Source organism: Brachyspira pilosicoli (assembly GCF_036997485.1).
Taxonomy (GTDB): domain Bacteria; phylum Spirochaetota; class Brachyspiria; order Brachyspirales; family Brachyspiraceae; genus Brachyspira; species Brachyspira pilosicoli_C.
Map to the genome: position 1 here is coordinate 782,987 of NZ_JAWLPU010000001.1, position 21,510 is coordinate 804,496.

Here is a 21,510-nt window from a genome sequence, read left to right on the forward strand (position 1 = left end):
TTCTATTATTAAAGTTCTTTATGCTTTTCTTTTTGATAGTCCGAATGTAAATGCTAAAGCAACTACAAGTACGCATCCTTTTATAAAGTCTTGAGTATAATAAGGAACGTTAAGCATTGTAAGACCATTTATAAGCATTCCTATAAATATAGCACCTACTATTGTTCCAAAAGGATTTGGTTTTTGTGCTCCTAATACAGCATATCCTATAAGAGCAGAGGCTATTGCATCCATAAGCAGTGTTCCGCCAGATGATACATCTCCTCTTCCTACTCTGGCTGCTAATACAATACCTGCAAAGCTAGCTACAAATCCAGATATAATGTATGATAATATTCTATATTTATAAATATTAACACCAACGAGCCTAGCAGCTTCACTATTTCCTCCAATAGCATAAAATATTCTTCCATATCTTGTTAAAGATAATACTATAAAAACTATTACTGCTATTATAAACATAAAAGCTACAGGTACTGGTATAACATCAAATAATCTACCTTGTCCTAAAAATTTGAATCCTTCATCAAATACTCCAGTAGCAGTTTTACCGTTAGCCAAAGTCATACCATTTCCTATAGATCTTCCAGCTGAAGGTATAAGCTGTAAACCTTGAACTAAGAACATCATACCCAAAGTAGTTAATAAATCAGGTATTTTTAATTTTACTATCAATAAGCCGTTAATTAATCCTATACAAGCACCTATAGATAGACATATAATTATAGCTTGATATCCTTGTAAACCTAAAACTATCATAGAATAAGAAGCTATCATTACAGATAAAGATGCTACAGCACCTATGGATAAATCCATTCCATTAACAATTAGAGGAAAAGTTTCTCCAAGAGCAAGTATAGCATATATTGTTATACCAAGAAGTATAGAGAAAAGATTAGAAGAAGTTAAAAATACTGGTCTAGTTATGGAGAAAAATATAAATAATAAAGCCATAATTATTAAGAAACCATATTTTATAGAAAAGTGTATTAGGATTTTTTTATTCATCATTTTACTCCTTTAAAGTAGAAACATTATTATTTAATTCTTCAGTACTGCAGCTTATATAATACAATAATTTATCTCTATCTATTTCATCGCCATATTGTTCAAAAACCATTTTTTTAGAATTGAATACTATTATTCTATCAGCGACTTCCATAGCTTCATCTAAATCTGCAACTAATATTAATGCTGTACTATCTTTAATGTTATTTCTTATATATTTACCTATATCAAACCTTGATGCTATATCAACACCTTGAAAAGGTTCATCCAATATAATTAGATTATAATTTTGGAATATCCATCTTGCTACTATAACTTTTTGCTGATTTCCTCCAGATAGGCTGTCCATCATATCTTCAATAGAACCGTATTTAAGCGATAATTTTGTAGCTATATCTAAAGAGGCCTTTTTTTCCAATTTTTTATTCATAATAAGTTTAGGGCTGAATTTTTTTAAGAAAGGAATAGTAATATTTTCTGCTATATCAAAATTTGGAAATACAGCATTATTGCTTCTATCTTCAGGTATTAAGTGTATTCCATTTTTTATAGCCGAACTAATATTTTTATTATTTAGTTTTTTACCGTTCATAAATATTTCGCCGCTAATTGGTTTTCTCATAGAAAATAAAGTCTCTCCAAATTCACTTTTACCTGCTCCTATTAGACCAACTATAGCTGTTATTTCTCCTTTATATAAAGTAAGATTAATAGGATCAGCACCTTTCATAAATACTAAATCTTTAGTTTCTAATAGAGGTTCCATTTTTCTTTCTTTATTAGAGGTAGCCTTTATAGTTTTAGGAACAGAACCAATCATAGCTGTAACAATTTTATTAACTTTTATAGGTTTTTCCATTATATCAGATACTTTACCGTCTCTAATAACTACAACACTGTCTGCCATTCTTTCTATTTCATGAAGTCTATGCGAAACATATAATATGGTTACATTTTTTTCTCTTAACCCTTTGAGTTTTTCAAACAATATTTCGGTTTCTTTTTCTGATATTGCTGCAGTAGGCTCATCTAAAATAAGAAGCTTTGGATTAGATTCTAAGGCTCTTGCTATTATTATAAGCTGTCTTTCACTTTGTGTAGTCCAAAAAACTTCTTTGTTTAATATACTATGGCTTATTCCCATTAGATCAGCTACTTTTTCAGCATGTTCCATATAATCTTTTTTCTTTATAAAAAAGTTTTTTCTATTGGTTAGAATATCTTTTAGCACTAAATTTTCTGCCACAGTCATATTTTGTATAACACCTTGATTTATAATCTGGTGTACTGTTTGTATACCTTTGGCATAAGCATCAAGCGGACTGTTAAATTTAACTAAATTTCCTTCTATAAATATATCACCTTCATATTTAGTATGATATCCGCATATTATTTTTATTAATGTTGATTTACCGGCACCATTTGCTCCAACTATAGCTGTAATATCTCCCCTTTTGAAATCAAAAGAGATAGATTCTAAAGCTCTAGTTGAACCAAATGATTTACCTATATTTTTTAAACTTATTATAGTGTCTTTATTACTCATAATTTATCTACCATAGAATATTTATTTACTATATTAGCAACTTTTTCTATAGAATCTATACTATCTTTATTTACTAAGAATTCTCTTCCTATGTTTAAACATATCCAATCGAGTCTTGCTCTTTCTACTAAATCTTCAATTGATGAAATATCTTTATTTTTTGCAAGTCCTAAAGTTCTTCTTATAAATACGCATCCTGCAAAACCTACAGAATCTTTAAATATTCTATTTAAGACTGTTTTAATATATTCATCTGAATCTTTTTTTCCTTCAGGATATTGCCAATATAAAGGTTTAGTTTCTTCTAAATGTTTTTTCCACAATTTTTCAAATTTATTTAGAGTTCCTTCAAGCATATATTTAGCAGTATCAAAAAGCCATTTTCTAAACTCTTTTGAATTTGTTCCTAATCTTTTTTGATGATACTCTTGAGAAATATAAGCAATAAAGAAATTAGCCATAGCTTTTCCTATATCAAAACCAATAGGACCGTAAAATGCAAACTCTGGGTCTATTACATAAGTTTCTTCTTCATTACCCATAAAGCTTCCCAAATGGAAATCACCATGTAATAATGCTTCAGCTTTAGTCATAAAAGCATATTTCATTTCAGCAGCTGCAATTTTTAGTTTGGCATCTCTTTGGAATTTTTTTATTTCATCTAAATTTAATTTTTCATGATAAATATTAGTTTCATTATCTTCAAATGGATGAGTAAATATAAAATCTTCAGTTAAATTACACAAATCTGCATTCATATATTCTACAACAAGGGCCTTTTTTGCCTTTCCATCTAAGTAATAATCTGATGTGTAAAATAATGTTTTAGAGAGAAAATCTGTTAAATCTTCTGCTGCTTTAGGGAATTTTTTACCTTCTATTATTTCACCTCTTAATACTTTATGCTTATTTAAATTTTGCATTATTACAACACACATTTCTTCTGAGAAATAATATACCTTAGGAACTAAATTCGGACATAATTCATATTCTTTTTTTAATGCTTTTATTTCTATTTTCATTCTGTCTTTTTCTAAAGGATAATTTTCTCCAACGCATCTTAAAAAAGGTACAGATTGTTTTAATATTACAGTTTCTTTATCATTTTTTTTATTTGTAATACTATAAACATAATTTAGATTTCCATCTCCGATTTCTTTTATTTCTAAATCATTAAAATCTGTAAATAAATTTTTAACCTCATCTATAGTTTGTAAATATTGAGGTATAGTATCAATTGTCAATTGTTTATAAGCCATAATGTTTTATCTCCCAATATTTTTAATAAAAAGCTTTTTTCAAATTTTCTATATATGGTGCCTCTATGATGCCTTTTTCTGTTATAAATCCTTTTATAAGTTCATGAGGTGTAACATCAAATGCTGGGTTTCTCACTTTCATATCTAATGGAGCAGTTTGTACCCCTGCAAAATTAATTACTTCTTTAGGGTCCCTTTCTTCTATAACAATGTCATTTCCTGTTTTTGTATTCAAATCAAATGTTGTTGAAGGGCATGCTATATAGAAAGGTATGTTGAAATGTTTGGCTAAAATGGCAACACCCATAGTACCTATTTTATTAGCAGCATCTCCATTTTCAGCAACTCTATCACAACCTACTATAACTAAGTCAATAAGTCCTTTTGACATTATGAAAGCAGCCATGTTATCGCATATTAATGTAACATCTATTCCAGCCTCATGAAGCTCAAAACTGGTTAATCTTGCTCCTTGAAGTAGTGGTCTTGTTTCGTCTGCATAAACTCTTATTTTTGTTCCTCTTTGATGTGCTACATACATTGGGGCAAGTGCTGTTCCTATTCCGCTTACTGCCAATCTACCTGCATTACAATGAGTTAATATACCAGTGTTTTCTTTTAGCAGTTCAGCACCATACTCCCCTATTTTTTGACATATATCAACATCTTCTGAGTGTATCTTTTTAGCTTCTGTTTCGAGTATATTATATAATTCTAATGATGTTTTGTCTTGTTTGTCTTTTATGGTATTAAGCATTCTATTCAAAGCATAGCTCAAATTTACAGCTGTTGGTCTTGAGGAGTTTAGGTATTTTGCTCTTTTATCAACAAACTTTATAAACTCATCAGAAGATAGTTTAGTTTGAGATTTTAAATCTATTAATAGAGAATATGCCGCAGCTACTCCAATAGCAGGAGCTCCTCTTACTTTTAACTCTTTTATTGCATTATATGCTTCTTCTTCAGTATTTAATTTTATTTCTTTAACAGTTACAGGTATCAAAGTTTGATCTAATATATATAACTCTTCTCCTGTCCATCTAACAGTAGGTATTTTTGAATTAATCATATTATTTATCTTCCTTAATTTTTATAACTGCAATATAGATACTATGGGTGTTATTGCAATATTTTTTATTATTTATTATTCAGCCATTGGTATCCAATCAGCTGTCATATTTGTAGTTTTATTAAACTCTGGGAATTTAGCTTGTAAATCTTCCATATTTTTTACATTTGCTTCTTTAAGCATATCTTGAGTAAATAGTGTAGGAGTTATTAAAATATCATCAGGTAAATCTTCTCCTGCTATTTTTAAAGCTAATGCTCTTACAGATAATGCACCAATAAGTCTTGGGCTTGTAGCTGCAGTTGCTGCCCAAGGGCTTCCTTCTTTAATCATTAATTCTATATCTTGTGTTGATATGTCAGCACTATATACTCTTATTTTGTCATTTAAACCTTCTTCATCTAATGCAAGCACAACACCTTTAGCAAATTCATCATAAGGAGCAAAATAAGCATTTATTTCTGGGTTAGATTTTAATACAGCTTTTACTTGTTCAGCATTTTTAACAGAAAAAGGTGATTCTACAGTACCAGTTCTAGCTATCTCTTTCATGTTAGGAAATTCTTTTTTAAAGTCTGTAAAAGCTCTATCCCTCTTATCTAAAGGAAGTATACCAGCAAAATACACATATCCTATATTAGCTTTTTGGTTATAATCTTTATTCATAGCATCTAAAGCCATTCTTCCTAAAGCATAATCATCTTGAGCTATTTGATTTATTTCTGGATTTTGAACATCAACATCGAATGCCACTACAGGTATTCCAGCAGCTACGGCATCAGCGGCAGGTTTAGCCAAAGTTTCTGTAAGACCATGGTCTAATATTATACCGTCTACTTTCATGTTGATAGCTTGATAAACAAAATCTGCTTGAGCTTGGTTATCCATATTTTTACCAAATACAGTTAATTGTATGCCCATTAGATCTGCTTGTTTTTGTGCGCCATCTTGCCACATTTGCATGAATTCACCTTCAACCATTTGTCTTATTAAAGCAAAATGTACTTTTTTGCTTCCATCAAAAGGTGCAGGTGCTCCTTCTAATTTAACAGAAGTATTAGAAGAATTACTTCCGCTACATCCTAAAACTAATAAAGAAAATATAATAAGGAAATATTTCATATATTAACTCCTATATGATGTTTTTATATTAAGTATAGTAAAAGACTATTGAGTTGTCAATTAAAAATTTAGTTAATTTTACTAAAATTTTATTAAAATTATATATTTAATAATAATTATAAATATCTTCAAATAATAGGTTTTTTCAATTTTTTAGTAAAATTTTTAGTAAAATTTTTATGCATTCTTTTAAAAAATTATTGTAAAATAAGGGTTTTTGATATATTATTAATGGCATGGGAAATAATAAAATTAATCTTATTGATATTGCAAAAGAGGCTGGAGTTTCTGTATCTACAGTATCATTAGTGCTAAATAATAAAAATGGGGTGAGCACAGAGATATCGAGAAAAATTAATAAAATAGCTATAGATATGGGCTATAAGCAAAATAAAAAAAATATTTCTACAAACAGAAGAATTGCATTTATAAAAATGGAAATACATGGACGTATAATAAATGAAACACATAATGTATTTTTGGCTGATTATATACAAGGTATTATAAATGCTACAAAAGCTTTAAATTATAAAGTAGAAATACTAAGTTATTCAAAAGAGCAAATTGATTTCATTAAAAATTACATAGAAAACGAAGAATATGCTGGAGTTATTATATTAGCAACAGAATTATACAAAGAAGATATTATTTTTTTATCTTCTGCTATAAATATTCCTATTGTTTTTTTGGATGCATATTATCCATATTTAAAATGTCATTTTGTAACTATGAATAATGAAAATTGTATATATCAATTAGTTGAGCATCTTGTAGAGCTTGGCCACAAAAGAATAGGTTTAGTTGACAGTAAATCTAATTCTTCTAATTTAATACTTAGGAGAGAAGCATTTTATAAAGTATTGGATTATTTTAATTTAGATTTTAATAAGAACGATTACTTTTTGGTGGATTCCGTATATGAAAAGACTGTAACTGATATGGAAGAACATTTAATAAACAGAAAAGATATGCCGACAGCCTTAGTATGTGTAAATGATACTATAGCAATTGGAATCATAAGAGCTTTAAAAAATAAAGGATATGCTATTCCTAAAGATATATCTATAGTAGCTCATGATAATTTACCTACAGGGCTTTTTATAGATCCAATTTTAACTACTATTGATGTGCCTAAAATTAAAATAGCACAAAGTGCTGTTGATATATTAGATAATTCTATTAGATATACCAATGATTATTTTTATAAAGTTTCTATGATAAATGGTTCACTAATTGTAAGAGAAAGCAGCGCTAAAATATAAATACTGTTATATAAAAAAACTATGATGTTTTTAATTTTATAAATAATTAATTTTAACTAAAAATATATATTACTCTTGAGCAGAGAGATATAATTTTTTCTATTGACAAACAGTTAAAATTAGTATATCATTCTAAATGAGATTAATTATTAATTATAAATAATTTCTTTATAAGAGGTTTGTAAAATATGAACAACACTAGAAACACAATACAAAAGCAGGTTATATTAAATGCTGTACGGGAATTAAAAAATCACCCTACATCAGAAGAGGTTTATAATTATATTAAACCAAACTTTCCTTCTATTAGTTTAGGAACAGTTTATAGAAATCTTAATTTGCTTTCTGAAAACAATGAGATACAAAAAATTTCTATAATAGACGATGCTGTGAGATTTGATCATATCACTAATGAACACTATCACTTTCAATGTGACAAATGCAAAAAGTTAATAGACATTAATTTGCCTTATAATAAAGATTTAGATGAAGCTGTTTCAAAAAAGTATAATGTAGAAATAGATAAACATGATATTGTATTTATAGGCATTTGCAACTCTTGCAAATCAGAATAATAATATATACAATAATTTTGCATTTTCCTAAAATTAATTATTATCAATTTTTTATTGTTTTATAGGCATTCTAATGCGCCTTAGAATAAGTACATTGGCTTTTGTTTATTACTAAAGGTATGCATAACTTTTGCAAAGCTTTAAATATAAAATAAACAAAATACTTGTTTTTTATCTTTAAAAAATATAGAATAAATTAATTATTTTCATTCAAAAGGAAACCCAATATGCCAGCTAATATACTTGATGTAAGAGAATTATCAAAAACAATAAGAGCAGAAATTAAAGAGAAGGTTGCTTTTTTAATTAAGAAGCCGCGCATTGATTTTGTTTATTTTGATGATGATAAATCTACAGAGTTATATTTTACTCATGCAAAGAAAATGGCCGAAAATGCTGGAATGATAGGCGAGCTTCATAAGTTAAATACAAACACAACAGAAAAAGATTTTATCACTCTAATAGAATATTTAAACGAAGAGAAAGATATTAGCGGTATAATGCTTCAAATGCCTTTGCCTAAGCATATAAGAAGAGAATTAGTTTACGAAACTATATCTACAAAAAAAGATATTGATGCAATAAGCAATTTAAATCTTGGTAGGATTTTAACTTCTAATGATGAATTAATTCCTTGCACTGTAAAGAGTGTGATGACAATACTTGAGCATTATAATGTTAAAATAGAAGGTGCTAATGCTGTAGTTGTTGGAAGGAGCGAGATAGTTGGAAAGCCTCTTGCTTTATCACTTTTAAATAAATCTGCTACTGTTACAATAGCTCATTCAAAAACTAAAGATTTAAAAAGTGTTTGTAAGAATGCTGATATATTATGCGTGTCTATTGGAAAGGCAGAGTTTATAGATGCTGAATATATAAAAGATAATGCTGTTGTTATAGATATAGGAATCAATGTTCTTGAAGATGGTTCTATTAAGGGAGATGTAAAGTTTGATGAGGCAGTTAATATTGCATCTATGATAACACCAGTACCTAATGGCGTTGGAAGTTTAACGACAACAATGCTTCTTTCAAACTTGCTTTATTTGCATACGAAGTATAATAATAATTAAATTTATTGAAAAATAAAGTTATATTTTTTTATATCTGGGGCTTTGCCCCCTGCGAAGCGTACCCGTAGGGTAAGACCCCACTTCTTTTGCGACCGAAGGAAGTGCCCTTGCGGCGTGCCACAAAGAAGCAAAAAGGCTATTTTTAGCTAAAAAAATATATATTTTATTATACGTTTAAAATATAAATAGGTGGAATTTAGTATTAATTTTTTATTTGCACTTTTTGGTTCTTTTTGCGTCGGGAAAAAGAACAAGAAAAAAATTACAAACTTAAAAATTTTTACCATATAGTAACAAGCAATTTATACAATATAGGAAGCAGTACAACCGTTAAAGCTCCAGCTATACCTATAGCAAGCCCAGACATAGCTCCTTCAGTCTCTCCCATCTCTATAGCCTTACTAGTTCCCACAGCATGCGATGCAGTGCCTATTGAAATGCCCTTAGCTAAAGGCGATTTTATTCTAAATATTTTGAATACTATAGGAGCAATTATAGCACCAGCCACACCAGATATTACAACAGCAAGCACAGTAATAGATTTTACACCGCCTATACTATCAGCCACATCAACAGCTATTGCAGTAGTTATTGATTTTGGAAGAAGTGATAAAAGTATATTTTCTGATACTCCCATAACTTTTGCAGTGAAATATATTCCAACTATTCCAATGGCACTTCCTATTGCAATGCTAAAAAGTATTACTAACAAATTCGCTTTTAATATTGGAAGGTTTCTATATATTGGGAGAGCTAATACAACAGTAGCAGGTCCCACCAATGCATTAATAAATTTCCCTCCGCTTTCATTGTAAACACTATAAGGAACTCCCATAAAATAAATAGATAAACCTACAAGTATTACACTCGTTACAAGAGGCGTTAATATTGGAAGTTTTGTTTTATTATAAATATAGTATGATATTATATATGCTATTAAAGTTATTACTATTGAAATTAGAGGGTTGTCTTGAAATAGTGCTGTCATTTTATTTTCCTTTTTTTATTAACTATGTTTTCAAAAAACTGTGCAGATAAACCAGTTGCAGCCATTATCACCACAACAAAAAATATGCATATTATGAGAAAAGGTATTATCTCATCTTTAATATATTTATATTCATCAACTATAGCTAAAGAGGCAGGTACAAATAACAAAGCCATGTTTTTTATTAATATATCGCTAGCCTCATCAATATCACTCTCTTTTACAATTCCAAAAACTAAAAGAAAGAATAGTAAAAACATTCCTATTACATTTCCCGGTATTGGAAGTTTTAGGGATTTACTTAAGATGTATGATATTGAATAAATAAAAAATATTATAGAGAATTGTTTAATCAACTTCATTGTAGTAGAATCCAATAAATTATTTTAAAAAATTATTGTGATAAATTATATACCTAAAAAAATGTTTTTCAATAGAGTATTTTTATGTACGAGCTGTACCACCTTTCCGCACGGTAATGTTTTACTTTAATCATAACTTTTCAGGTGTGCGGGGGAGTGCTTTTTAATGTACAATTAAATTATAAAATTTATAATAAAAATGCAGTTCTTTTGCTTCTTTTATACCAATAAAAGAAGTGGGGTGCGGGGCAAAGCCCTGCAAATATTTAAAATTTAAAAAATATAAATTTTGACAAACTTTTTTAGTATATAGTATCTTATCATTGTAAAAAACCCTTGCTCATCTTGTAATAGATTAAAAGTTTTACTACCCTTGAATAACTCTTTATGCCGTGTATTTGATTGTTTGCTTTTAAATATGTGTCATTTACTTTATGGCTTATATTAGATAACTGTCCTTTGTATTGATTCCAAAAGTCATAATTGTATCTTATCTCTTCTTTTGTTTTTTCATTGAGGTTTGAAATAAGCATAGCATAATTTTCATCTCTGTTAAGTTCGGATAACACATATAAAAGTGATTCAAAGGCTCCTGAGTATTGTATAAATAAATCACTATGTTTTGAGCAGGCTAAATATGCAATAAAATTAGCTTCATCTTCGTATGCTATACCTATTTTATGAGCCATTTCATGAGCTATAGTATAAGGCATAGATGTGTATGGTATAAGTGTATTAACATTTGCCTCTGAAGTAAATGGGGAGTATATTCCTGTTATTTGAAGTCTTAAAAAAAGTTGTGATATTTTTATTGGTTTGGTTCTTGAATAATACATTTCTAAATATGGAAACTCTTCAAAAACTTTATTATATTCGCTTTCAACCATTCTATTTAGAGCTTGATAATTTGTATTGATTGAGGTTTCATATTTCATTTTTGTTTGCAAATCATTTAAATCTTTTATTAATAGTTCTGCTAATGAATAGAGTTTATTATATGCTTCTTCATCTGTGATATTATTATTTTCAAAGAAGTAATTTTGATAATTATTGATAAGAGGAAATCTATAATAATTTAATCCCCATACAGACATAAATACTATATATATAATAATTGCAATGCACACTACCCCATATAAAAAGTTAAATATTAGTTTTAGCTTTTCTTGCCCAAATATTATTTTTTTTATAGAGAAAACAAAGAATAAAAGTATTAGTATTATAAAAATAAATAAAAGTATTTCACCAAGAGAAAAATTAAAGTTTGATGTTAATCTTCCAATATTTCCAGATATAACTTTATAAGCTTTTCTTGAATAAAAATTTTCTACAAACTTTGGCGATAATGTGAGGAGTTTTAATACTATAGCTATGAATATTATACATATTAGAAAGGTAATTTTATTTCTCATTTTTTTATTATAACTAAAATAATTTTATTTGTAAAGCTGTAAATATTGATTATGTATTTCTAAAAATTATTAAAACACTTTCACCATAAGTTTTTATTTCATAGTTATATTCTTTTACTTTCTCTAAAAAGCTTTTATAGTATTCAAGCCCCATCTCTACAAATAAATATCCATTATCATTTAATAATTTTCTTTCAAATATATTTAAAAATACTTCATAATAAATTTTTGAATGATAAGGCGGGTCAAAGAATATTATATCAAAAGTATCATTTGTTCTTTTAACATAGTCATCTGCTGATACTCTTTTTATTTTGTATTGATTTTCTTCAAATATATTTTTTGCATTTGTAAATATAGTTTTAACAGCCTCTCTATCTATTTCTATAAAAGCTGAAAACTTAGCTCCCCTGCTTAAAGCCTCAAACCCCACAGCACCGCTTCCAGCACAAAGGTCTAAAAAAGTTTTATCATTAGTATCTATTATATTAAATAAAGCCTCTCTCACCTTTCCCTGAGTAGGTCTAAAATCTCTCTTTGGTGTAATGATTTTTTTATTTTTTTTGTATCCAGATATTATATGCAATTTTGTATCCTTGTAAAAAGATTAAACATATAATACTCTAATCTGAGCAAAGGCGGCATTAACATTCAAATAAAGTATTTTGTCAGAAGTACCCATAACAAAGTTCATCTCCCCAAAACTTACACTATCCCCAGTAGGTATTGAAATGCTGCCGAATGCACTCGAAGCTTTTATATGTATTTGTATATTTTGATTGATTAAAACAACAGTATCAGCAAATGCGCAATTAACATTAACATTTTTATTTCTGTCAATTTGTATGTCTGATAAATCTATTGTAGAACTTCTAAAATTAATAGTATAATCTTCTGTTTTTTGTTTCGGCAATTTATCTCCAACATAATAAACGCCAACTATAATATATATTCCAAGAAATATAATAATCATTCCTATAATCATTCTAAATATAGGAGTGTATAATATAAAAGGCATATTTATATTAAGAGCATATCTTATTAAAATATAAAGTCCTGTAGTAATTATAGTGAGAGCTATTATAATTTTTGAGGCATAAAAACCTCTTCCAAGTATGATTGCTATGCCCCATACTATAATTAATATAGATACTATTATTGTAAATACAGGTACATACGCTAATGCTGGTATATATATATGAAACACATACTGAAGCAAAATATATGCTCCGATGATTAAAACTAAAATTCCTATTATAGTTCTTGAAAAAATAAATTTCATAATATATCTTATATACCTTTAAACAATTTGTATTAAATAATATTAAACAATATTTATTAAAAATCAAGTTATTTTTTGTAGTAATATTATTTTAATTCATTTATAAAAATTTTCATATTATGAAATAAAAATATTAATTTGCTATATCTTTTTTAAAAATAAAATATATTATTATTATTTATATAGTGTTATTGAGGAAAATAAAATGATATTATTGGTTTATTCAATGCCTTTTTTGGTTTATTTATGCTCTAGTATATTTTCTACTGTTTTGGTTATTAATTCATCAGAGGCAGGAGCTAATGCTTTTTTTATTTCTCTTTTAGCTGTTTTTTATGGAATGGGTATGATGGTTTCCGCAAGCACATTTTCAAAGTTTAAAATACCAAAGCGAATATATCCTAAATTACTATATATACAATCATGTATGCAGGCAATATTATGTATACTTTGTATAATATATTTAAATAATGAATTATCTCTTTTATATTCTTTTTTATACGGCTCGAATACTACTATATTTTTTGTTTGTTTTCAATCCTTACTTGACAGTGTATCTAAAGATTTACCTGTGAGAATAAGCAGCGGATTTTTTATATTTTCTTGGACTTTAGGATTATCTGTAGGTCCTATAGTTACAGGTTTTGTTTACAATTTTAATTCGAGTATTGGATTTTTCATTGTAATAGTTATGAGCGTGTTGATGTTTACATTATTCTATTTATCAAGACATTTGCATTTTAAATCTAAAAGACGTAAATGGGAAGAACCTTTTATGAGAGCTCCAAGATATAAGGTTTATATAGGATGGCTTATCATATTTGTGGGGGCTTTGGTGCTTCATACATTAAGGTTTATGTTTTTAGATTATGGTATAAAAGAGGTTGGTCTTTCTAACTCTAAGGCTACATTTTTGGTTGGTGTATTATCTGGGGTTATGTCTTTGGGGGCACTTTTTTCTGCATTCTATTTTAGACTATTAGAGAAAAAGAGAGTATTTACTGTTGTTGGTTTGCTTACACCCATTGCTTTAACCTTACTTTTAATTTCCAATAATTTTTGGGTATTTTTTGTATCGTTTATATTTTTAGGTTTTGTAAGCGGATTTGGTTATTTCTTTGGACTTTACTATGCATTGGCTGATCAGGAGAGAGATAGTGCTAATGTTGCTGTAAATGAGGCTTTGACAGGTGTTGCTGCTTTGGTAATACCTTTTATAGTTGGATATTTAGCTTCAAATTTTTCATACTTTATAGCTTTTTTATTTATGATGATAATATCTTTAATATGCTATAGTATTGCTATATATTTAATGTGGCAGAGAAAGAGAACTGCTCTCATAAAAGAAAAATTTAATAGATTAATAGAAGAGGCAGATAGAAAATATAAATCTTAAAAGTCTAAAGGAGCATATTCATTTTTTTTGGCATATTCTATTAGATGTGCTATTTTTTCTTTACAGCCACCGCATCCTGTACCTGCTTGGGTTTTTTCAGATACACTTTCTACAGAAGTAAGTTTATCTGCAGCTATTGCTGAATATGCTTGTCTATATGAAACATTTTTGCAATTGCATAACATTTTATCATAATTTATAGAGGTTTGACATTTTAAGTCTTCTATATTTAAATCCATAATAATTTATCCAAAACTTTTTTTTGTTATTTTAACATTTTTATAATAAAATTCAAGAATATATATGTAATTATTTATTTCTTAAATAATTATTAAAGTATTCAATAGTCTTTTTTAATCCTTCTTCGAGTTTATAATTAGGCTGCCAATTAAGTTTTTCTTTAGCTAAACTAATGTTCGGCTGTCTTTTTACGGGGTCATCTTTAGGGAGCTCTTTAAAAATTATTTTTGATTTTGAATTAGTCATTTCTATTATTTTTTTAGCAAATTCTAAAACAGTCATTTCATGAGGATTTCCTAAATTAACAGGGCCTATAAAGTTTTCACTATTCATCATTCTTACAGTACCATCAATCAAATCATCATAGTAGCAAAAGCTTCTAGTTTGGCTTCCATCTCCATAAACCGTGATATCTAAATTTTGTAATGCCTGTATAATGAAGTTTGAAACTACCCTTCCATCATTTTCATTCATTTTTGGTCCATAAGTATTAAATATTCTTATAATCTTTATATCAGTATTGTATTGTCTATGATAGTCCATCATCAAAGTTTCTGCGCTTCTTTTACCTTCATCATAACAACTCCTTATACCATTTGGATTAACATGCCCCCAATAATTTTCTTTTTGGGGATGTTCCAAAGGGTCTCCATAAACTTCGCTTGTTGAAGCTTGTAATATTCTTGCATTACAATTCCTCGCTAAATTAAGCATATTAAGTATACCAAGAACATTTGTTTTAAAAGTGGCAACAGGATTTTTTTGATAATGTATTGGTGAAGCAGGGCATGCAAAATTATATATTTCATCGCATTCTATATATATTGGCTCTGTTATATCATGTCTAATGCTTTCAAAGTTTTTATTGTCTAATAGATGTTTAATATTTTCTTTTGAACCTGTGAAGAAATTATCTATTGATATTACATAATTCCCTTCTTTTAATAATCTTTCGCATAAATGAGAACCTAAAAAACCAGCACCGCCTGTTACAACTATTCTTTTCATATCTTTATTTTCCTTAAGAAGTTTTTATATATAATACATAATATTTTTATATTTTTCAATAGAGTAAAAATAATATATTTTATTAAAAAATATATTAATAAAAAAAGAGGCTTAAAATATTTTTTAAACCTCTTTATTGTTTTATTTAATAATTATTATTTTACCACCACTTTTTAGATAAATCTATTTTCTTGTTATATTCTGGAAGCACAATATTTGGCTTAACATTTTCTGTATTATTTTGATTATTATAATTTACAGTGCCGCCTAAATATTCAACTATAGTATAATAAGAATTGTTAGCAGCTATATCTGAAGCAGTAAAATTATCATTGTTTACTATAGTTTTATCAGCATTAAACTCTTCAACCAATAATACAACAGCTTCCATGTTACCATAATTAGCAGCATAATGTAATGGAGTATATCCTAAAGAATCTTTTTTATTAACATCTATTTGACCATTATTGATTAATGATGATAATATATCATTATCGCTTACAATGATAGCATAATAAATAGGAGTGATTCCTTCATTGTTTTCTACGCTTGCTAAAGAAGAATCAGCCTCAAGCAAAACATTAACAGTATTAACATCGCCATACATAGCAGCATAATGTAAAACAGTATTTCCGTCAGAGTTTGTAAGTTTTGTATCTGCACCATTTGCAAGAAGAAGTGAGATAGTATCTGTTTGATTTTTTATAGAAGCCCAATGTAATGGTGTATCTTTCATGCTGTCTGCTTCGTTTATTAAAGTGTTATCTTTATTTAGAAGAATATTAATAACTTCATTGTTTCCATTTGCAGAAGCTATATGTATAGTAGTAGCACCATCTATATCATCTTTAGCTCTTATATCGCTTCCTGCCTCTATTAAAGCATTAACTATATCAGCATTTCCAGTGTATGAAGCAACAAGCAAAGGAGTAGCTCCTCCCAAATACCAATCATCAACACTTGCCTCATAAGGAAGTTTAATTTCTGTATCTATATCTTTGTAGCTAAGCAAAACATTAACTACATCTAAATTGTCATTTAATACAGCTCTGTGTAATGGAGAATAGCCTTCTTCATCTACGAAATTAGGATTAACATTTTCTTTTAATAAAGCATTAACAGCTATGATATCATTATTTTTTACAGCTATTAAAAGCTCTAATTGTTTAGGGTCTAAATCTACTGCAGCAGGAGCAACTATGCTTCCATTTTGAGTAGTATCTAACTCATTATTTAATTCATCTTCTGTAATAGTTTCAGAAGCTTCAGTAGTAGTTTCTTCTGTTTCTGTAGTTTCTTCTTCTACTACTTCTTCAGTATCTTCTCTGTCTATTTTACCGCCGGATAAATAAGTTTTTATAGTTTCATCTTTAGCATAATTAACAGGAATATTGCCGTCTTTTGTAAGGCTATTTTTATCAGCACCATTATCCACTAAAGCCTCAACTGTTTGAAGTGAAGCAAAAGCAGCAGCATAATGTAAAGCAGTCCAATTATCTACATCTTTAGCTTCTATATCAGCACCATTTTCTATAAGAAGTGAAACTGTATCAGCTCTGTCTTTCATAGAAGCCCAATGCAATGGAGTATTTCCCTTGTTATCCACATCATTTATATTTGAAGCATCTTTGTCTAATAAAATTTCAATAACTTCATTTTTTCCGTTTGCCGCAGCTAAATGTATAGCCATACAGCCATCAACATCATCTTTCGCTTTAATATCTACATCTTTCTCTATTAATGCATTTACAATATCAGTATATCCTAAATATGAAGCTAATATTAAAGGTGTAGCACCTCCTAAATACCAACCGTCTATTGAAACTTCTATTCCCAATTTTGAATTAACATCAATATTCTTATTCTTTAAAAGTTCCATCACAGTATTTAAATCATTATTAACAATAGCCCTGTGCAAAGATGTATATCCTTCCATATCAGAAGCATTAATGTCAATGTCTGGAGAACTATTTAATATTGTAGAAACATTTTGATAATCTTTTCTGTTTACAGCGTCAAATAAACTTTGCTCAGCTTCTGTTAAAGCAAACAATGAAAACTTAAAAACCAATAACAATAATAAATATTTAATATACTTCACCTTTATACTCCGAGAAAATATTATTATATAAGTATATTAAATAATTTATAAATAGCAAGCATAAAATATTTACAATCCTTAAATTATAGCTTATGCCAAATCTTTTTCAAAAATGCTACACCTATAACAGCGACTATACCTAAAACAATAATTTCAAATATACCTTCAACTATATCATCTAAATTGTCTAATAAATAATAATTGAAATATCCTGTGTTTCCTCTAAAAAGAAAAAACATTCCTACAATTATAAATATAAAAAATATTGATACTAAAGATATTACTAAATATTTCATACAATATTCCTCCTTTTTTTAAATTAACTTTAAAAATTAATACTTATTTAATTATCTTTATTGCTCTTTATATCATAAACCCTAGAGCTGTTTCTCTTTACTATATCAGTTCTGTTATTATCCTCTTCTTCTCTGTGGTAAGAAAATCTCTTAGAACTGTTTGAATCTTCCCTCAAAAATCTTTTAATAAAATACATAGCCACAAGTATCATAGCTATAATACCAAGTACCTGAGCAACATCTTCAAATATAAATTCAACGGTGTCTTCTATTAAATCAAAACCATAAACAAAATTATATGACATTATAAATATTATTATTTTTTTCATCATATCTCCAAAATGCTAAATCAATTAGACTTTCTTGAATACTTCCTTACAAAATAAAATATAACAGCTATTATCACTATTATACCAATCACCTTAGCCAAATCATCAAATATAAAGTCAAAAGTATCTTCTATTAAATCAAAACCATAAGCCTTTAATCCAACAACAAAACTCATAGCCAAAATTATTAAACTTCTCATAAATAATCTCCCTTTTTATATATTTAAGGAATTATTTAACCTTATATTATAATTATAGTATATTTTAATTGTTTTGTAAAGAAGTATAAATTAATTTTACAAAAAATATTGTATTGTAAATATAATGTAAACTATACTACACTACATTTTATACAAATTTCGAAAACCTTACTTAAACTTTAACTTGTAAAAATACACAATCAAAGCAGCAGAAATTGTTAGAAGCATTCCTATAATAGAATATACATCTATTAACTCATTAAAAAATAATACGCTTATCAAATAAGAAAATATAAGACCGGTATAATTGAATATACTTACAGTAGAAACAGGAGCTTCTTTATAAGATACTGTTAAAAAGAATTGACCAAAACCAGCAAACACGCCTATCAGAATAAGCATTAAAAACTCATACAAACTAGGCATTACAAAAGTTTTAGCAAATATTAAAGATAGAACAGATGATATAAAAGAGAAATAAAGTATTATAATAGAGTTTCTTTCTTTGCCTTTAAGATAACCTATCATAGTGTAAGCTAATCCTGCAAACATTGCTCCGGATAATGCTACTAAAGAAGGAAATATATTAGAATTAAAAGAAGGCTTAATAACAAACATCGCCCCAATTATAGCTATTATTAATGCGATCCATTGTATTTTAAAAATCTTTTCTCTTATTATAATAAATGCAAAAAATGTTGCCCAAAAAGGAGAAGTATTTTGAAGTATAGAAGCATCTGCTAAAATCATATTATTGAAAGCATAGAATGATGCCACTACTCCAAAAAAACCAAATAAAGACCTTAATATTAAAGGTATAATGCTTTCTTTGTTTGGCAAAAAACTCTCTTTATTTTTTAATAACACAATTATACTGATTATCATTATTATTAAATTGCGTGAGAAAACCTGCTGCATTACAGGAATGCTTTTGCCGGAAATCTTTACGCTCATCTGCATCAAGCTAAAAGATAAAGCAGAAAGTATCATTAAAAATATTGCCAATTTAGTTTTGTTTTTCATAAATCCCCATTCATTAAATTAATTAAAAATTTTAAATTTGTAAAATATTTTTATTTGTGATAGCTAATCAACGAGAATAAAATACAATCATTTCATTCTATCTTCTATAGACTTTATTTTTATTTGGGTTCTATTCTTTTTAGAGGTATATTTATCATAAAGTGAAGCATTAGGTTTCTCATTGTTTATAATATATAAATGATAATTTACAGCTTCCATAAGTTTATTATAATAAAGATAAGCATTATCATAGTCCCCAATAGATTCATAAAGTTTAGCAAGCTCCTCTATTGCCTCATCATCATTATTATCTATGCTAATTATTTTATTAAGATATTCTATTATTTTGTTTGCATTTTTGTTAAAATCTCTATTTAATATATTTAAAACTTCTTTTATTAAATCAGTGTTATTATCATTCAAAGCAATTGCATTCTCATAATATCTTAAAGCATTGTCATAATCATTCTTAAGCAAATAAGCCTTAGCGAGTTTCTCATTATACAAATAAGAATTAGCTTTTAATTTTATAGCCTCCTCATAATTTAAAATACTTTTTTCTATATCATCATACATAACATTTACTTTATAACTATTATAATATTTAATTCCAAGCACATAAAAATAATAATGATTCTTTTTATCAATGGTTTTTAATATATTAGAAATCAAATCATCTTCTTTTTCATTATTAAAAAATAAATACTCCAAATAATCCATATTAAAATAAATATTGTCTTTATGAAAACTATAAAACAAATTATAAATATTCTCATTAGATATAATATCAGAATAATACCCAATAAGAGAAATATACTCATCTTCTTTTATATAATTATCTTTAGAAATATTTACATTATTCATTTTATAAAAATCATCTAAAACTTTATTAATGGCATTAAACATATTAGTTTCTCTAAAATAATATTCATTTTCATACCATTTATTAGAATTATTATAAATAATGTAGTTAAGCAAAAAACCATCTTTGAAATTTTTTATTTTATACAAAATAGATATGTCTGAATTGTTTTTAACAGTTAATTCTTTTATTTTTGATTTAATTTGATTATAATTATTGTTTTCTTTTGTTTCTATAATTTTAAAATGAGAATAAAGAAAAATATTTTTAGTAACTAAATCATAAACAGCTCTATGCATATAATCGCTGTTATTTTGAAATACCATTACAGAGTTTTGTGCGAATGTTACAGTAGCTATTAACAAGAATATAAAAAATATTTTCATGCCCTATATTATATCAAAGATGCCCAATCATAGGAAGACCTGTTATATAATAAAAAAGTAAATTAGTACATGCCCCTATAATAGTGCCAGATATTATTCCAGAAATAACGTCAAAAGGGTAATGAAGCCCAACATAAACTCTGCTGAATGCTATTAAAAAAGCAATGCTGTAAAACAATAAAAATGAATATAAACTATAGCTTCCCATAGAAAAAGATATTGCAAAAGCTACCATAGTGTGTCCTGATGGAAAAGAATGCTTATCTGGAGGATACATTATAGGTATTTTTCCATGCTTTTTATACGGACGAATACGGCTGAAAAAATTCTTTGTGTATAAAAAAACAAATATACATATAATAGCGGCAGTTAAAGCTCTCGAAAAATATATTAAAGCATAATCTATCCTAAACATATAAAAAATAAGATAAATCCCCGCCCATACATAACCGTCTCCAAGCCTGCTCATAAACTTCATAAAACTCTTAAAATAGCCTTTTCTATTATCTTTAAAAATCTTTAAAAATAATTTGTCATCTATTTTGGATAATAGTTTTATTAATGGAAGACTGTTGATGTATGCTATTCTTTTTCTTTTTCTTCTACGCTTTAAGATTTTTTTTAATTTTTTTCTTTTAAGCCTTTTTTTACGCAACTCATCATTTTTTATATCTTCGTCTTGATTGTTTATATTATTTTGTTGTTCCATAA

At 27.4% G+C, this 21,510-nt stretch carries 23 protein-coding genes; 4 read left to right on the forward strand and 19 right to left on the reverse strand.

The window, feature by feature from the left end:
• Positions 1-18: 18 nt before the first annotated feature.
• The 5 genes from R4I97_RS03500 to R4I97_RS03520 all read right to left on the reverse strand — a co-directional run bounded on the left by R4I97_RS03500 (position 19) and on the right by R4I97_RS03520 (position 6,004).
• Complete coding sequence (locus R4I97_RS03500; RefSeq protein ID WP_335783710.1) at positions 19-1,008, reverse strand: ABC transporter permease; 990 nt, start codon at positions 1,006-1,008, stop codon at positions 19-21.
• Positions 1,009-1,012: 4 nt separating this feature from the next.
• Entirely contained in the window at positions 1,013-2,554 is a 1,542-nt protein-coding gene (locus R4I97_RS03505) for a sugar ABC transporter ATP-binding protein (RefSeq protein ID WP_335783711.1), read from the reverse strand.
• Positions 2,551-3,813, reverse strand: coding sequence for an S-methyl-5-thioribose kinase (gene mtnK, locus R4I97_RS03510; RefSeq protein WP_335783712.1), 1,263 nt, complete (start codon positions 3,811-3,813; stop codon positions 2,551-2,553). Before mtnK ends, R4I97_RS03505 begins: the two co-directional genes overlap by 4 nt.
• A 22-nt stretch (positions 3,814-3,835) precedes the next feature.
• Positions 3,836-4,882, reverse strand: coding sequence for an S-methyl-5-thioribose-1-phosphate isomerase (gene mtnA / locus R4I97_RS03515; RefSeq protein WP_335783713.1), 1,047 nt, complete (start codon positions 4,880-4,882; stop codon positions 3,836-3,838).
• 75 nt (positions 4,883-4,957) lie between these two features.
• Positions 4,958-6,004 (reverse strand): sugar ABC transporter substrate-binding protein, encoded by a 1,047-nt coding sequence (locus R4I97_RS03520; RefSeq protein WP_335783714.1) that lies wholly within the window; start codon positions 6,002-6,004, stop codon positions 4,958-4,960.
• A gap of 236 nt (positions 6,005-6,240) precedes the next feature.
• On the opposite strand from R4I97_RS03520, the gene R4I97_RS03525 reads away from it, so the two are divergent.
• The 3 genes from R4I97_RS03525 to R4I97_RS03535 all read left to right on the forward strand — a co-directional run bounded on the left by R4I97_RS03525 (position 6,241) and on the right by R4I97_RS03535 (position 8,914).
• Complete coding sequence (locus R4I97_RS03525; protein ID WP_335783715.1) at positions 6,241-7,266, forward strand: LacI family DNA-binding transcriptional regulator; 1,026 nt, start codon at positions 6,241-6,243, stop codon at positions 7,264-7,266.
• Positions 7,267-7,454: 188 nt separating this feature from the next.
• A complete protein-coding gene (locus R4I97_RS03530) occupies positions 7,455-7,841 on the forward strand; it encodes a transcriptional repressor (RefSeq protein WP_335783716.1) in 387 nt (128 codons plus the stop codon).
• A 227-nt stretch (positions 7,842-8,068) separates the two neighbouring features.
• Positions 8,069-8,914: a bifunctional 5,10-methylenetetrahydrofolate dehydrogenase/5,10-methenyltetrahydrofolate cyclohydrolase gene (locus R4I97_RS03535; RefSeq protein WP_335783717.1), complete on the forward strand. Its 846-nt coding sequence runs from the start codon at positions 8,069-8,071 to the stop codon at positions 8,912-8,914.
• Between the two features lie 280 nt (positions 8,915-9,194).
• Here the strand turns inward: R4I97_RS03535 and R4I97_RS03540 are convergent, their stop codons facing one another.
• From R4I97_RS03540 to R4I97_RS03560, 5 genes are all read right to left on the reverse strand, one after another.
• Positions 9,195-9,902: an LrgB family protein gene (locus R4I97_RS03540; protein WP_335783718.1), complete on the reverse strand. Its 708-nt coding sequence runs from the start codon at positions 9,900-9,902 to the stop codon at positions 9,195-9,197.
• Complete coding sequence (locus R4I97_RS03545) at positions 9,899-10,264, reverse strand: CidA/LrgA family protein (protein ID WP_335783719.1); 366 nt, start codon at positions 10,262-10,264, stop codon at positions 9,899-9,901. Before R4I97_RS03545 ends, R4I97_RS03540 begins: the two co-directional genes overlap by 4 nt.
• A gap of 320 nt (positions 10,265-10,584) precedes the next feature.
• Positions 10,585-11,676 (reverse strand): DUF3810 domain-containing protein, encoded by a 1,092-nt coding sequence (locus tag R4I97_RS03550; RefSeq protein ID WP_335783720.1) that lies wholly within the window; start codon positions 11,674-11,676, stop codon positions 10,585-10,587.
• A 49-nt stretch (positions 11,677-11,725) separates the two neighbouring features.
• Positions 11,726-12,262: a 16S rRNA (guanine(966)-N(2))-methyltransferase RsmD gene (gene rsmD / locus R4I97_RS03555; protein ID WP_335783721.1), complete on the reverse strand. Its 537-nt coding sequence runs from the start codon at positions 12,260-12,262 to the stop codon at positions 11,726-11,728.
• A gap of 21 nt (positions 12,263-12,283) precedes the next feature.
• The gene (locus tag R4I97_RS03560) at positions 12,284-12,958 is read right to left on the reverse strand and encodes a hypothetical protein (RefSeq protein ID WP_335783722.1); all 675 of its coding nucleotides are present in this window, start codon (positions 12,956-12,958) and stop codon (positions 12,284-12,286) included.
• A 205-nt stretch (positions 12,959-13,163) separates the two neighbouring features.
• On the opposite strand from R4I97_RS03560, the gene R4I97_RS03565 reads away from it, so the two are divergent.
• Positions 13,164-14,354 carry an MFS transporter gene (locus R4I97_RS03565; RefSeq protein WP_335783723.1) on the forward strand — a complete coding sequence of 397 codons (1,191 nt, stop codon included), beginning with the start codon at positions 13,164-13,166 and terminating at the stop codon, positions 14,352-14,354.
• Here the strand turns inward: R4I97_RS03565 and R4I97_RS03570 are convergent.
• The 9 genes from R4I97_RS03570 to R4I97_RS03610 all read right to left on the reverse strand — a co-directional run bounded on the left by R4I97_RS03570 (position 14,351) and on the right by R4I97_RS03610 (position 21,508).
• Positions 14,351-14,593 (reverse strand): (2Fe-2S)-binding protein, encoded by a 243-nt coding sequence (locus R4I97_RS03570; protein WP_295295600.1) that lies wholly within the window; start codon positions 14,591-14,593, stop codon positions 14,351-14,353. The two genes, R4I97_RS03565 and R4I97_RS03570, sit on opposite strands and share 4 nt — an antisense overlap.
• A gap of 70 nt (positions 14,594-14,663) precedes the next feature.
• Positions 14,664-15,602, reverse strand: coding sequence for a UDP-glucuronic acid decarboxylase family protein (locus R4I97_RS03575; protein ID WP_335783724.1), 939 nt, complete (start codon positions 15,600-15,602; stop codon positions 14,664-14,666).
• A gap of 160 nt (positions 15,603-15,762) precedes the next feature.
• Entirely contained in the window at positions 15,763-17,703 is a 1,941-nt protein-coding gene (locus tag R4I97_RS03580) for an ankyrin repeat domain-containing protein (protein ID WP_335783725.1), read from the reverse strand.
• Between the two features lie 83 nt (positions 17,704-17,786).
• The gene (locus R4I97_RS03585; RefSeq protein WP_335783726.1) at positions 17,787-17,999 is read right to left on the reverse strand and encodes a hypothetical protein; all 213 of its coding nucleotides are present in this window, start codon (positions 17,997-17,999) and stop codon (positions 17,787-17,789) included.
• Positions 18,000-18,046: 47 nt separating this feature from the next.
• Positions 18,047-18,328 (reverse strand): hypothetical protein, encoded by a 282-nt coding sequence (locus R4I97_RS03590; RefSeq protein ID WP_335783727.1) that lies wholly within the window; start codon positions 18,326-18,328, stop codon positions 18,047-18,049.
• Between the two features lie 20 nt (positions 18,329-18,348).
• Positions 18,349-18,528, reverse strand: coding sequence for a hypothetical protein (locus tag R4I97_RS03595; RefSeq protein WP_219710458.1), 180 nt, complete (start codon positions 18,526-18,528; stop codon positions 18,349-18,351).
• A 168-nt stretch (positions 18,529-18,696) separates the two neighbouring features.
• Positions 18,697-19,551 carry a DMT family transporter gene (locus tag R4I97_RS03600; protein ID WP_335783728.1) on the reverse strand — a complete coding sequence of 285 codons (855 nt, stop codon included), beginning with the start codon at positions 19,549-19,551 and terminating at the stop codon, positions 18,697-18,699.
• An 87-nt stretch (positions 19,552-19,638) separates the two neighbouring features.
• Positions 19,639-20,799: a hypothetical protein gene (locus R4I97_RS03605; protein WP_335783729.1), complete on the reverse strand. Its 1,161-nt coding sequence runs from the start codon at positions 20,797-20,799 to the stop codon at positions 19,639-19,641.
• A gap of 13 nt (positions 20,800-20,812) precedes the next feature.
• Positions 20,813-21,508, reverse strand: a complete 696-nt coding sequence (locus R4I97_RS03610; RefSeq protein WP_335783730.1) for a phosphatase PAP2 family protein — start codon at positions 21,506-21,508, stop codon at positions 20,813-20,815.
• Between the last annotated feature and the right edge of the window lie 2 nt (positions 21,509-21,510).